This is a genomic window from Thermobifida sp. (assembly GCF_017577275.1).
GTDB classification, from domain to species: domain Bacteria; phylum Actinomycetota; class Actinomycetes; order Streptosporangiales; family Streptosporangiaceae; genus Thermobifida; species Thermobifida fusca.
Genome location: NZ_PITY01000022.1, coordinates 242,230 through 256,073, shown reverse-complemented (window position 1 = coordinate 256,073; position 13,844 = coordinate 242,230). Strand labels below are relative to the sequence as shown.

Below are 13,844 nucleotides of genomic sequence, written 5' to 3'. Positions count from 1 at the left end.
CGGCCCGGGAGGCGACGGGCGCCCGCGGGTGGGGTGTGCGGCGGGCTGCCCCGTCTTCGGGGTAGTCCTCCCCCCCGCCCGTGTTGGTCCCGGTGGCGCCGCGGCCCAGCAGTTCGATCGTGCCGTCGGCGGCGATGGTCCCGTAGTCACCGGAGAGTGCCCAGCGGCGTCCGGAAGCGTCGACGGGGAAAGTCTGCGCGGTCTTCTCCGGGTCGTTGTAGTAGCCGAGGGGGATGCGTCCGGTGCGGGCGATCCGGCCGATCTGGTCGGATCCGGGAGGCAGGGGGCGCAACTGGTCGTCGAGGACGGCGACACTCGCTCCCATGGTGAAGCGCCGGGTCTTTCCGCTGAGCCGGGCGGAGGCGGAGCCGCACACCCCGGTTTCGCTTCCTCCGTAGTTGTCGCGGATGGCGATGGTCGGTTTCCACGCCCGCCACAGTTGGCGCGCGGTCGTGGTGAGCGGGGTGCCGCCGGAGCTGAGCGTGGTCAGGCTCGGACATCGTCCCGGGCTGCGCAGCAGCTCGTGAGCGAGGGGGCGGGCCATGGCGTCGCCGACGCACTGGACGATGGTCACTTTTTCGCGGTGGGCGAGTTCCACGGTCCGGGTGGGGGAGAAGACCCGGTCGGTGTTGAGCACCACGGTGGAACCCGACAGCAGCATGCTCAGCGCGTTCCACTGGCCTGCGGCGTGCATGACCGGGCCGAGGACGAGCATGCGTTGCGGGGTGGTGCGGGCGGCGCGTTCCGCGACGACTGCGGCGCTCGTGGCCCGCGGGGTGCCGCGGCGGCGCTGTTCCAGAGCCACGTGGAAGATGTCTTCCTGCCGCCACATGACGCCTTTGGGATAGCCGGTGGTGCCGCCGGTGTAGAGCAGGTAGAGGTCGTCGCCGCTGGTGGCGGGCAGCGGGGTGGTGGAGTGGGCGGCGTCGGCCAGGGCAGTCTCGTAGTCGATGCCGTCCCCGTGCTCGCCGGTGCCGTCGTCGAGGAGGACGACGTGGCGCAGGAGCGGCAGTTCGTGCCGGATGCGGGCAACAGTGGCAGCGAGAGAGCGTTCAGCGATGAGGGCGACCGAGTCGGAGTCGCGGAGCACGTAGCGGAGTTCCGCAGCGACGTACCGGTAGTTGACGTTGATGGGGACGGCTTTGGCACGCCAGACGCCGAATGCGGCCTCCAGCCATTCGGCCCGGTTGAAGCTGAGGATGGCGACGTGCTCCCCGGGGCGGATTCCCGCGTCGATCAGGTGCCGGGCGACGAGGGTGGCGCGGGCGTCCAGCTCGGCGTAGGTGAGGCGCCGCGGGCCCGCGACGAGGGCGAGTCGGTGGGGGACTGCTGTCGCGACGGCGGACAGCAAGCCGGACAAGGAGAGGTCACTGTGAGTGGTCGAACAGATCTCCGCTCCCAGAACTCGCATTTCGGTCATATTTCGCCTCTGTTGCTGTTGTGCCCGTGGGCGGGTATGACGACCGATCTTGCATCTATGACCTGGGTCACATTTGGCCGGGGTTGGCTATTGGAAAAAGCGACAAACGCGGCAGAACCCGATGTGCGGCAGGGGAACAGGCGCCCTGCTGTGAAGTGCACCACCGTCGGAAGAAAAAGAGAAGCGAAAGGTGTGCGGAACGTCACCGTGCTGCGGTGGAAACAGCAGGGAAATCGACGGTGTGCGGTTGCTCACGGGGCGTTTCTGCGCGCGGGAGCCTGCGCGTTATCTCTCAAACCTCCGTGGCGTCGGTGGCCGACTGGGCGGCGCGGCCAGTCCGACCAGCGCACCCGTGGCAGCGGAGTGAGCACCCGACGTACTTGCGCATGCGATCCTTCCCCGCGGCGACCGGCTGGTGCCAGCCGCCGGACCGCGCCCCCCATCCCACCGGGAACCCCGGTGTCCTCTCCGCTGCAGCGGCTGTGCCGCTGCGGTCACACACAAGTCCATCCCCGTCCTCCCTCCCCACCCCGGCACAGCCGGGGCCCTCACGCACGGCGGCGCCCAGCACCGGCGCCACCAGTGGTCCCCACGATCCTGATCACGGATGTATCACCGTTCAACGACGCGGGTATCCCGAACAGACAACGATCCCCGGAGATCGGAGCGGTCCGATGAGCCCACGTCCATCGGGAGCAGACAGCGTCCCCGCATCCTGGTCCGCCGAACAGCACATCGCCGTGGCGGAACGGCGATCCGCGCACAACTACCACCCGCTGCCCGTGGTGATCGCGCACGGCGAAGGAGCCTGGGTAACCGACGTGGCGGGCCGTCGCTATCTGGACTGCCTCGCCGGATACTCAGCGGTCAACTTCGGACACCGCAACCCTGAACTCCTCGCCGCCGCCCGCGCTCAGCTCGACCGGATCACCCTCACCAGCCGCGCCTTCCACCACGACCGGTTCGCACCGTTCGTCGCCGCGCTCGCCGATCTCGTCGGCAAAGAACAGGTGCTTCCGGTCAACACGGGAGCTGAAGCGGTCGAAACCGGGATCAAGATCGCCCGCAAATGGGGATACGAGGTCAAAGGCGTCCCCGACGGGCGCGCCGTCATCGTCGTGGCCAGCGGAAACTTCCACGGACGCACCACCACGATCGTGTCCTTCTCCACCGACCCTGCCGCCTACCGCGGCTTCGGACCACCCACTCCAGGATTCCGCATCGTGCCCTACGGGGACGCCGCGGCACTCGCCGACGCTATCGACGCCGACACCGTCGCAGTCCTCGTCGAACCGGTGCAGGGCGAAGCCGGGGTGATCGTGCCGCCTGCCGACTACCTGCCACGCGTCCGGGACCTGTGCACCCGTGCCGGCATCCTGCTGATTGCAGACGAAGTGCAGTCCGGGCTGGGACGCACCGGCACCGTGCGGGCCTGCGACCACAGCGGAGTCGACGCCGATATCTACCTGTTCGGCAAAGCGCTGGGCGGCGGCATCCTGCCCGTGGCGGCGGCGGTAGGCGACGCGGAAGTCTTCGACGTGATCCGCCCCGGCCAGCACGGCAGCACCTTCGGCGGCAACGCCCTCGCCTGCGCGGTCGGCACTGCCGTGGTGGGCCTCGTCCGCGACGGCCCTTACCTGGACCATGTCCGCGCCCTCGCCCCCGTGCTGCGCGCCCGCCTCGACCAACTGGTCGGCAACGGCGTGGTCGCGGCCCGCAGCATCGGCCTGTGGGCTGGGATCGACGTCGACCCGACTCTGGCCACCGGAAGAGAACTGTGCGAACGGCTCCTGCAGCGGGGTGTGCTCGTCAAAGACACGCACGGCTCAACGATCCGGCTCTCCCCGCCGCTGGTCATCACCGAAGACGAACTGCACTGGGCAGTGGACCAGATCGCCGCAGTGCTCGCAGACCTGCGGGCCGGACGGTAAGCCGGGTCACCCCACCTCGCCCGCGAGAGTGTCCACGGTCGCCCCCGCCACCACCGCGAAAGTGGCATAGAGCGGACGGCCCGGGCCGGTTTCGATCTGCTCGATGACCCGCTCACCGACCGCCCGGTGCCCAGCGGCGTTGGGGTGGAAGGTACTGCGGTCCACAGTCACCCCGGTGGCGAGGTCCCGCAACTGCACCCCGTTCACCCACGGCTCGTCCGAGCCGATCTCGTGGCCGTCCAACGCGTGGTAGACGTCCACGAACTCCACGCTGCCCACCCCGCCCGACGCGGCAATCTCCTCGTCGTGGACCGCGACAGCCTCGGCGAGCTGCTGGTTGAACTCCTGAATGGTTTCGTTGAGCCACCGCTGGTTGCTCGCGGTCAGCGTGTAGTAGGCGCCGGTCGGTTCCTCCGGAAAAATCCGGGGGTAGCCCACGACAAGGATCCGGGCGTCCGGCGCGCGGGTGCGCACTTCGCTGATGAGCTCTTCAAACGTCGTCTCGAATTTCGCCATCCGCTTGCGGATAGCGTCCTCCTGGTCCGTGCACGCCTTGCTGTCCAGCAGCGGCACCCGCACCATGCAGGTCTTCAAAACCGTGGAGAACCCCAGATCGTTGCCGCCGATCCCGATCGTCACCAGCGACGTGTGAGGGGAGTTCCAGTCCAGCTGCGAGCCGACCTCGTCGATAGCGTCAAGCATGGCGTAGCCGCGCTGGCCGCTGCAGGCCAGGAACGACAAGTGTCCGGCGAAGTCGTAGGCTTCGGCGACCAGCTCCGGATAGGCGTTAGCGGACCGCCAGCAACCGCCCTTCACCGCGGTGCCGGGATAGTAGTCGCGGGCCCCGTCCCCCGAAGAGTACGAATCCCCGAGCGCGTAATAGTTCCCCCAGGTCGCTGCCTGGACCGGAGAAAGCAGCAGAAACTCGCCGTCCTCCGCAGGCTGTCCGCGGGAGTCGACCGGCACCCCCAGGCACCAGTCCTGGGTGGCCTCACACCACATGCGCCACAGCGTCTCGCGCCCCGTCGGGACAGCCAAGACCAGCGTGAGCGCTGTCACAAGTACAAGAGCGGGGATACCGAGGAACAACCGTCGTCTGATCGCCGCACGTGGTCCGCTGCCCACAAACCTCCCCCGTGGACCGTCCGGCCTGTCTGTTCGAAGCAAAGAGTACCTGGGCACAGCGGGTGTTTTCCGGGCTGACTGGGAGATCTCGCCGCATTTCGGGGGAAGGGACCATCCAGCCCGGAAGGGAGGAGAACTGTCCCCGTTGCGGGTACGGCTGAGGCCCGGAGTGTCCCGCCGGCACACCTCGAAGCGACAGCCCTCCCGCCCGCACCACAGCACCCCGGGACTGCCCTGCCCGGCAAGCAGGCACCCGACCCCTAAGTGTGGCCGAAACCCACCGTCCGGCCGGGGTTGTAGGTGTTTTCTCCATACGGTTTCCGCGTCCCGCGTGCTAGATGTGGTGCACAACACTCCGTCACCGGGGAGCGTTAGGGGAGGCACCCGACGCTCACCGCATCCGCACCGTCCACGAAGGGGTCGCGTTTCATGACACTCAAGCCGCAGCCGCCGATCCTGTGGAGTCCCGACGAGGAGCGCAAAGAACGCGCCAACCTCACCGCGTTCACCCGCTGGGTGCGGGAGCACCGCGGTGTGGACGCACCGGACTACGAGGCACTGTGGCGCTGGTCGGTAACCGACCTCGAAGGATTCTGGTCCGCGATCTGGGAGTACTACCGGGTGCGCGCCGCCACCCCGTACACCACAGTGCTCGCCTCCGACGCCATGCCCGGCGCCGTCTGGTTCCCCGGCGCCACCCTCAACTACGCCGAGCACATCTTCCGCGACCGTGACCCATCAGCCGTGGCGATCCGGCACGCGTCCGAACTCCGGCCGTTGACCGAGTGGACCTGGGGAGAACTGCGGACCCGCACCGCCGCGATCGCTGCGGCCCTCCGCAGCCTCGGGGTGGGCCCCGGCGACCGGGTCGTGGCCTACCTGCCGAACATCGCCGAGGCGACGGCCGCATTCCTCGCCTGCGCCGCGATCGGTGCGACCTGGTCGTCCTGTTCCCCCGACTTCGGGGTGCGCAGCGTCCTCGACCGGTTCGCGCAGATCGAACCGAAAGTGCTGCTGGCCGTGGACGGCTACCGCTACGGCGGTAAGGACTTCGACCGCCGTGACGTGCTCAAAGCCCTGCGCGACGGCATGCCCAGCCTGCAGCACACCGTCGTCCTGCCGTACCTGGGCTGCGGCCCTGTCGCCGACACCCTGTCCTGGGCGGAGTTCGAAGCCGCGGGCGAAGGCGCGGAACTGGAGTTCACCCCGCTGCCGTTCGACCATCCGCTATGGGTGCTGTACTCGTCGGGGACCACAGGCCTGCCCAAGGCCATCGTGCACGGCCACGGCGGCATCCTGCTGGAGCAGTTGAAGAACCTGCACCTGCACCTGGACGCCCACGCCGACGACCGGGTGTTCTGGTTCACCACCACCGGCTGGATGATGTGGAACTTCCTGGTCAGCGTGCTGCTCACGGACGCGTCCATCGTGCTGTACGACGGCAGCCCTGCCTACCCCGACCTGGGAGTGCTCTGGGATCTGGCGGAACGCGCCGGGATCACCATCTTCGGCACCAGCGCCGGCTACCTGGCGAACTGCCGGAAAGCGGGCATCCACCCCACCGGCGGGCGGAACCTGTCCGCGCTGCACGCCATCGGCTCTACCGGCTCCCCGCTGTCCCCGGACGAGTTCGCGTGGTGCTACCAGGAGTTCGGCTCCGACCTGTGGCTGTTCTCCACCAGCGGCGGCACGGACATCTGCAGCTGCCTCGTCGGCGGGGTGCCCACCCTGCCCGTCTACCAGGGAGAGATCCAGGCCCGCTCCCTCGGCATGGCAGTGGCCTCCTGGGACAGCGCAGGCAACGAACTCGTAGGCGAAGTCGGGGAGCTCGTGGTGACCCGTCCCGCCCCGTCCATGCCCCTCTACTTCTGGGGGGACAAGGACGGCAGCCGGCTCCGCGACAGCTACTTCTCCATGTACCCGGGGGTGTGGCGGCACGGCGACTGGATCGAGATCACCGACCGCGGCACCGCGATCATCTACGGGCGCTCCGACTCCACCATCAACCGCGGCGGGGTACGGATGGGCACCAGCGAGATCTACCGCTCCGTGCTGGCCCTGGAAGAAGTCATCGACGCCCTCGTCGTCGACGTGCCACAGTCCGACGGAAGCTCCCGGATCGAACTGTTCGTGGTACTGCGCGAGAACACCGTGCTCGACGACGACCTGGTGCGGCGGATCAAACAGGGCATCCGCGAAGACTGCTCGCCGCGGCACGTGCCCGACGGGATCCAGGCTATTCCGGCTGTGCCGCGCACCCTGTCCGGCAAAGTGCTCGAGGTTCCCGTCAAACGCATCCTCATGGGAGAACCACCGGAACGCGTCGTCAGCCGCGACTCGCTCGCCAACCCGGAGGCGTTGGACTACTTCGTCCACCAGTCCCGCGACGCGTAACCGGCGGCACCGCAGTCCGCGGGGATGCGGCACGGGACCGGGGACGAATCCGGTCTTTCTTCATCGGGAATCAACACGCGACCCCCTACCCTGGTCCACGTGCCGCATCCACAGCCCACACCACACCTGCGCCGTCCGGCGTGGCCGGAGCCGGGACGACTGGTCGGCGTCGACATTGCCCGGCTGCTCGCCGTGTTCGGCATGTTCGCTGTCCACTTGGGCGTGACCTCCATCGGCCTGCTGGACGGTTCCGCCGCCGACACCCTCCACGAACTGATGCGCGGCCGCTCCTCTGCCCTGTTCGCGTTCCTGGCCGGGGTGTCCCTCGCCCTCGTGTCGGGACGGCAAACCCCGCTGGAAGGGGAGCCGCTCCGCAGGGTGACCCTCAAAGTCCTGGTGCGCGCCGTCCTGCTCCTCCTGCTCGGAGTGTTCCTGGACGCACTCGCCACCTCGGTCGCGGTCATCCTGGTCTACTACGCCGGCTACTTTCTGCTCGCGGTGCCGCTGCTGCGGCTGGGCCCGGCCCCGCTGGCCGCCATCGCCACGGGGATCGCCCTCCTCGGGCCGCAACTGTCGTTCCTGCTCCGCACCGTGCTGGGCGACCCCGGGTCCCCGCCGGCCTCGATCACCGGCCTCGGCGACTTCTTCCTCAACGGCTACTATCCGGCGTTCACGTTCATGGCGTTCGTGGTCGCCGGTATGGCGGTGGGCCGCCTCGACCTGAATGCACCAGCGGTGCGCGGCGTCCTGGCCGGCCTGGGCGCAGTCCTGGTCCTGGCCGGATACGGCGTGTCATGGCTGCTCGTCTACCCGCTCGGCGGAATCGACCGGATCGCCGCGACTTTCCTCCCCCTGTTCTACGGCACCGCGGAGACCACGGTCTCCCCTGAAGGGTGGGCCATGCTCCGCGACCTGGCGGCAGAAGAGATCGCTTCCCGGCACGGCACGGTTCCCGTGGACACCCCGGCCTGGCTGCTGGTGTCCTCCCCCCACAGCGGCACCACGTTCGAAATCGCCGGGGCAGTCGGAACCGCGCTCCTCATCCTCGTGGGCTGCCTCTTCGCCGCCGACGTGCTGCGCTGGGGGGTCTACCCGCTGGCCGCTGCCGGTTCGATGGCCCTCACCTGCTACGTGGGGCACATCGTGGTGCTGGCCGCGCTGGGGGACGTCACCGGTGAAGCGCCGCCGTGGCTGTGGGAGATGTTCGTAGCCGGAGCACTGCTCTTCGCCACCGCGTGGAAGACTTTCCTGGGCCGCGGCCCCCTCGAGCGTTTCCTCGGCTGGACCGCCGAGCAGGTGGCCGGCCGGTCTCCTGCCTCGCCGCCCCACGGCGGATCACGCCTGTCCTCGCCCCCGCCGTCGCCTCCCGCGGAGTAGCGGCCGCACCGGCACAGACGCGCTCCAGACCAGAGAACCCCCGGAAGAACTGGGCGGCAGCAGAACACGTGACAGGGCCAGGACTGGCGTGCCGCATGCGGAAACGCCCGGGAAGAGGCGCGGCCAAACCCGGCCCCGGCCTCTGCGGTGACGCTTGAGACCGGGGCGGGCATGGGCCAGCGCCAGGCCGGGAGATAGCACGAGATGGACGGTCCGTCAGCCTTGTACGGTCCGACACATCCAGTCGACAGGCGTCGACGACACCAGGTCCGGTTGAGGCCGTACGGGCAGTGGTGGGAGGCAGAGGCACACCATCTACTCCGCCTCCCACCAACCGGAACCGGTACTTCACACCCTAGGCTGCGGTCCGGCTCCAGGCCCTCCGCCACTGGTTGCGACAACGTCTGGAACTGGTGAAACCCCGGCAAAAAAAGCAGGGCGGGTGTCAACCTCGCCGACTGCTGCGCGACATGCGCGCCTGCGTGCGGTCACGGTGCACCAGCGAATCCCCGGTGGTGCGGGTGTGCGCCCGCACCAGCCGCCGGGCGTCGTCGATCGAGGTGCGTGCCACCTCGGGCCGCGCCGCTGTCGCCGGGCGGGGCTCATCGTGGGGGAGCCCGAGGTCGGGGGGAAGCCCGGCACGGCTCACCACCCGCAGTTGTGCCTTCTCCTGGGAGATCGACGGCCGGATACTGCCGTTGGGGGTCTTCCAGCGCCGCAGCCGGTGTTCCAACCATTCGGTGCCCTGGTAGCCCTCGCCGCGCGGCCACGGCATCCCGTCGGGGCGGGTAGTGAGCGCGTACTGGAGGTCCGCCACGGACCATCCGGCGGCGAAGAACCGGGTGGCTTCCTTGCGGAAGACCGTGAAGTCCACCCCGGCCAGCGACGGGTCGTTCCGCCGCAGCAGTTCACAGGCCCGGTGGATCTCCCGGGGCGTGTACACGGGGGAGTTCCACGGATTCGGGCGCGGCGGGCGGAGGAGCGCGTCGTCGACGGTGACCACAACCTCGCCGTCGCGCCGGTCCCAGATCTTCACCCGGTCGCGGGGCCACCCCTGCGACTCCACCAAGGCCGTGGCCAATTTGCGCAGGTCGACATCGTCGTCACTGGACAGCCGGAATTCGGCCATGGGGCGCCTCCTCTTCTCCGCGCTCCCAGCGTAGGTCAAGGTCAGCGCAGAGACACGCCCTGATTTTGCGCTGGAAGGAAGATGACGCGAGACGCTCCGAGTAGGGTGGTTATTTTCCGCCGTTTCTCGTGCGTGGGAGGAGGAAGAGCAGGTGAGCGTTCAGGCACATGCCCGCGCCCGAGCCGCAGCAGACCGGCTGCGTTCCCGTACCGGGGTCGACCGCTACACCACCGCGGTGATCCTCGGTTCGGGGTGGAACGCGGCAGCCGACGCGTTGGGTGCTTCCGGTGTGGAAATCGACGTCACCCAGCTTCCCGGGTTTGTGGAGCCTTACGCGCTGGGACACCAAGGGCTGGTGCGGAGCGTGTCCGGGCACCGGGGGGACATGCTGGTGTTCCTGGGCCGCCCCCACTTGTACGAGGGGCACGACGCGGACACGGTGGTGCATAGCGTGCGCACCGCGGTGGCGGCGGGTGCGGACACGGTCGTGCTCACCAACGCTGCCGGATCCCTCGACCCGAACCTGGAAGTAGGCCAGTTGGCGCTGGTTGCCGACCACATCAACTTGACGGGACGGTCTCCCGTCGTCGGTCCGCGGTTCGTGGACCTCACCGACGCGTACAGCCCTGAGCTGCGCGCCGTGGCCCGCGAAGTTGACCCGTCGCTCCCGGAAGCCGTCTACGCGGCCCTGCCTGGGCCGCAGTTCGAAACCCCCGCCGAGGCCCGCATGCTCCGCACGCTCGGCGCGGACCTGGTGGGGATGTCCACGGTGTTGGAAACGATCGCTGCCCGGGAACTCGGCGCCCGCGTGCTCGCCCTCTCCCTGGTCACCAATCTCGCCGCGGGCCTGGGCAGAGGCCCGATCCTGCCCGAGGACGTGCTCCGCACTGGGCGGGCCGCCGCGACAGAGGCCGGTGTCCTGCTGGCGGATGTGGTGAAGAAAATCTGACCGGGAACTCCCGGACCGGTGACGGGGAACAGGACGAGACCGGCGGGGCCCAGAACAGGAGGGGTCCCCGCCCCTGCCTGCACGGTCCCTCCAGCCCGCAGCACCCGGGGCCGACGTCAGCCCACGGACCGCGGAGCAGCTCGCTCACCTGCCCCGTCGAGACCCCGATCCGCTGCGGGGATGCGGCAATCCTAGGCCCGCTGCCGTGCCTCAGCTGGCCAGGTCACGGCTGCTCTCCCCACCCCCACAGAGGGTCCGGGGGAAGCACGTCCGGGGAGAGCTCCGCGTCGGCGGCGTTGATGACCGGAACGTACTCGTCATCCACGGTGAACTCGCGGCCGCCCAGCTCGAACGTGGGGACCAAGTGCGTATCCACCGGTCCGATACGCGTGTTCCGCGGAAAGACCCGCCACACTTCGCGGGGACGTTTCTTGCGGAATCTGCGGTTCGCGACCACCACCACCGAAGTGTCCGTGACCACCACGTAGCAGGTCGCTGAATCGTTCCACGTGGCAGGGAAGACGTAGCGGATCTCTGCGTCGACCGGAAGAAAACCTTTCAAACGGGTGCGGACCGCGGTGGGAACAGGCATGGGACCTCCTCGCGACTGGGTGGAACACCGTCCACAGCCAAGCGGTCTCGTGTGTGGACTTCCCCACTTTTGAGGAAATTCGCTGGTAGAACGGTTTTTCAGTCTCAATTCATGAGAAATCCCGTAGACGGAACTCCCCCGTCTTGCTATCTCTTCGTGCGGATCGGATCGGAAAGACGAGGGTTGACCAGTGGGCAGTGATGCGCGGCGGCCGGCCAGGGCGCCCGACAAGATCGATCAGGCGATCATCGACGTGCTCGCGCAGGATGCGCGGATCGGCGTGAGTGAGCTCGCCGAAATGGTCAACATCTCCCGGGCCACCGCCTACAACCGCATCAAGCGGCTCACCGACGAGGGAGTGATCCGCGGCTACTCCGCGGTCGTGGACCACGCCCGGATGGGGCTCGGCATCACCGCGCTCATCCTGATCTCGGGAAGCCAACCCGATTGGCGGGCCAACCGCGAGATCATCTCCTCCTACCCCGAAGTCGAATACTGCTGGTACGTCGCGGGGTCGGCGGACATCGTGCTGCTGGTGCGGCTGGCCAACACCGATCAGCTCCGCGACCTCATCCTCACCCGACTGCAGTCGCTTCCCGGCGTCAACTCCACGCAGACCCTCACCGTCATCGACGAGGTCGTGCACCGTACCGTGGTGCGACCGCCGCAGGACTGCTGATTGCAGCATTTCACGTCTCCGCGCCCACCGGCACCCGGGCCCGCGCCTGCTGGTCTTGGCGGGCGGTTTCCGCGCCCAGCGCGATCGGCGCGGCCAACCATTCGTCGTTCAACCCGAACGCGTCCACCAGGTCGCGGGCGTGAGGGCGCAGCTCCTGGCACAGCGCGTTCACCGTCGCGGTGACCGCCTTGGCCCGGGCCGGGGTGAGCCGCCCGTGCTCCAGAAACCAGGCGCGCTCCTGCTCCACCAGGGAGAGCGCAGCCAGGTCGCACAGGCGCTCCACGACCGCCCGCGTGCCTTCGTCTTCAATCCGGGCGACACCGGAAGCGAACGCTTCGAACACCAGCCGGTCCACGTGGGCGCGGGCTGCGAGCAGCACATGGTCTTGCACGTTGTTGACCACGTCGAACGGGTCGGCATCGGCGGGGGCGGCGCGGAGCCGGCGCGCCAGCCCTTCCAGCACGTGGTTCTCCCGGTCTGCCAGCAGGGCACGCTGCCATTCCCGGTTCCGCAGGTCGTCCTCGTCTCCGCGCCCCGGGGCAGCCTGGACCAGGCGGTCCAGCAGTGAGCGGGCAGCCGTGCGCTCGATCACGGTGCCGAGGAACTGCCCGGCCGCGAACTTGGCCATGCCCAGCGGGTCAAGGTTGCCGAACTCCTGGCGGTAGTTGGTGAGCAGGCTTTTCCCCACCAGCTGCAGCAGCACCGTGTTGTCGCCTTCGAAGGTGGTGAACACGTCCGTGTCCGCGCGCAGTTGGGGAAGCCGGTTCTCCGCCAGATAGCCTGCCCCGCCGCACGCTTCCCGGCAGGTCTGGATGGTGTCGACGGCGTGCCAGGTGGCGACCGCCTTCAACCCGGCAGCGTGCGCCTCCAATTCCCGTTGCGCTCGCTCGTCCAGGGGCCCGTCGGTGAAACCGTCGTGCAACCGGGACACCATCTCCTCTTGGGCGAAGTGCAGCGCGTAGGTGCGGGCCAGAGCCGGCAGCAGACGGCGCTGGTAGGCGAGGTAGTCCAGCAGCGCCACCTCGCTGTCGCTGCCGGGGCGGAGGAACTGGCGGCGCACCTGCCCGTAGCGGATCGCGATCGCCAGCGCGGTCTTCGCCGCCATGCCAGCACCCCCGGCCACGCTGATCCGGCCGCGGACGAGCGTGCCGAGCATAGTGAAGAACCGCCGGTTCGGGTTCTCGATCGGACTGGAATAGGTGCCGTCGGCGGCCACATCCCCGTACCGGTTGAGCAGCGCGGTGCGCGGCACCCGGACTTGGGTGAACCAGATACGGCCGTTGTCCACTCCGTTGAGCCCTGCCTTAGGCCCGCAGTCTTCGATGCGGATCCCGGGCAGTACGGTGCCGTCGGCGTCGCGGATGGGGACCAGCAGGGCGTGCACCCCGTGCCGCTGCCCGCCAGTGATCAACTGCGCGAACACGACGGCGAGCCGGCCGTCGCGGGCGGCGTTGCCGATGTAGTCTTTGCGGGCCGCTTCGTCGGGGGTATGGACGACGAATTCGTCTGTGTTCGGGTCGAAGGTGGCGGTGGTGCGGAGCCGCTGCACGTCAGAGCCGTGACCGGTTTCCGTCATGGCAAAACAGCCGGGGATCTCCAGCGACATCACCCCCGGCAGGTAGGTGGCGTGGTGGTATTCGGTGCCCAGCGCCTGGATCGCGCCGCCGAACAGCCCCCACTGCACACCCATCTTCACCATCAGCGACAGATCGCAGACGAGCATTTCGAACGCTGCCACGGAGGCGCCCACCTCTCCGCGGCCCCCGTACCGCGGGTCGAAGCCGTAGCGGGCCAGGTCGGTACGCGCCAAGGCGTGCAACTGCTCGGTGACTCGGGCGCGGTGCTCCGCCACGCTCAGCCCGTAGCGGGGGGTGAACTCCGGGCCGCGGAGTATGTCGCGGGCGCGGCGCCGCACCGCAGCCCAACGGCCGTCCAAGAGGTCGCGTAGCGCTTCGACATCGACTCTCGCTGTATCGCCGTGCTGGGGCATGGCAGCCTCCCCCTCGATAGGGCCTCCACTGTCCCCTTCACTTCTGCTCTGTACTGCCCGGAACTAACCCGCCGCCCCGGCCGGAAGCGGACACCACCCGGCTTCCCCTGTTCGAAAAGCGTGCTGGCCTGCGGTCATCAACGTCCGCAGGGGAACATATGGGGAACCCCACTCGAAAAATAGATAACGAATCAATAACTACATTGGCGGAGGGGATCCGATTGTCCGTCTGACTCCCGGCAGCCCTCTGGCGGACCG

General features: G+C 68.6%; 10 protein-coding genes. 5 read left to right on the top strand and 5 right to left on the bottom strand.

The genetic code is table 11. From position 1 onward, the window contains the following. On the bottom strand, positions 1 to 1,420 hold a 1,420-nt coding region (locus tag CW348_RS11070; RefSeq protein ID WP_287463646.1), incomplete at its 3' end, for an AMP-binding protein. Positions 1,421 to 2,094: 674 nt separating this feature from the next. Here CW348_RS11070 and rocD point away from each other — a divergent pair. Continuing rightward, positions 2,095 to 3,351 carry an ornithine--oxo-acid transaminase gene (gene rocD, locus CW348_RS11065; protein ID WP_016189040.1) on the top strand — a complete coding sequence of 419 codons (1,257 nt, stop codon included), beginning with the start codon at positions 2,095 to 2,097 and terminating at the stop codon, positions 3,349 to 3,351. 6 nt (positions 3,352 to 3,357) lie between these two features. Here rocD and CW348_RS11060 read toward each other — a convergent pair whose 3' ends face one another. Then, complete coding sequence (locus CW348_RS11060) at positions 3,358 to 4,410, bottom strand: SGNH/GDSL hydrolase family protein (RefSeq protein WP_152436259.1); 1,053 nt, start codon at positions 4,408 to 4,410, stop codon at positions 3,358 to 3,360. Between the two features lie 495 nt (positions 4,411 to 4,905). On the opposite strand from CW348_RS11060, the gene CW348_RS11055 reads away from it, so the two are divergent. Beyond that, on the top strand, positions 4,906 to 6,870 hold the full coding sequence (locus CW348_RS11055) for an acetoacetate--CoA ligase (protein WP_011292668.1): 1,965 nt from the start codon (positions 4,906 to 4,908) through the stop codon (positions 6,868 to 6,870). A 24-nt stretch (positions 6,871 to 6,894) separates the two neighbouring features. Then, entirely contained in the window at positions 6,895 to 8,247 is a 1,353-nt protein-coding gene (locus tag CW348_RS11050) for a heparan-alpha-glucosaminide N-acetyltransferase domain-containing protein (RefSeq protein ID WP_104612611.1), read from the top strand. A 445-nt stretch (positions 8,248 to 8,692) separates the two neighbouring features. Here the strand turns inward: CW348_RS11050 and CW348_RS11045 are convergent, their stop codons facing one another. Then, a complete protein-coding gene (locus CW348_RS11045; protein ID WP_011292666.1) occupies positions 8,693 to 9,376 on the bottom strand; it encodes a hypothetical protein in 684 nt (227 codons plus the stop codon). Between the two features lie 151 nt (positions 9,377 to 9,527). Here CW348_RS11045 and CW348_RS11040 point away from each other — a divergent pair, with 151 nt between their 5' ends. Further along, positions 9,528 to 10,325, top strand: coding sequence for a purine-nucleoside phosphorylase (locus CW348_RS11040; RefSeq protein WP_011292665.1), 798 nt, complete (start codon positions 9,528 to 9,530; stop codon positions 10,323 to 10,325). A 223-nt stretch (positions 10,326 to 10,548) separates the two neighbouring features. On the opposite strand, the gene CW348_RS11035 is transcribed toward CW348_RS11040, so the two are convergent. Continuing rightward, the gene (locus CW348_RS11035) at positions 10,549 to 10,917 is read right to left on the bottom strand and encodes a hypothetical protein (protein WP_011292664.1); all 369 of its coding nucleotides are present in this window, start codon (positions 10,915 to 10,917) and stop codon (positions 10,549 to 10,551) included. A gap of 190 nt (positions 10,918 to 11,107) precedes the next feature. Between CW348_RS11035 and CW348_RS11030 the strand changes: the two genes are divergently transcribed. Further along, entirely contained in the window at positions 11,108 to 11,596 is a 489-nt protein-coding gene (locus CW348_RS11030) for an Lrp/AsnC family transcriptional regulator (protein ID WP_104612610.1), read from the top strand. A 10-nt stretch (positions 11,597 to 11,606) separates the two neighbouring features. Here the strand turns inward: CW348_RS11030 and CW348_RS11025 are convergent, their stop codons facing one another. Then, positions 11,607 to 13,586, bottom strand: coding sequence for an acyl-CoA dehydrogenase (locus tag CW348_RS11025; RefSeq protein ID WP_011292662.1), 1,980 nt, complete (start codon positions 13,584 to 13,586; stop codon positions 11,607 to 11,609). Between the last annotated feature and the right edge of the window lie 258 nt (positions 13,587 to 13,844).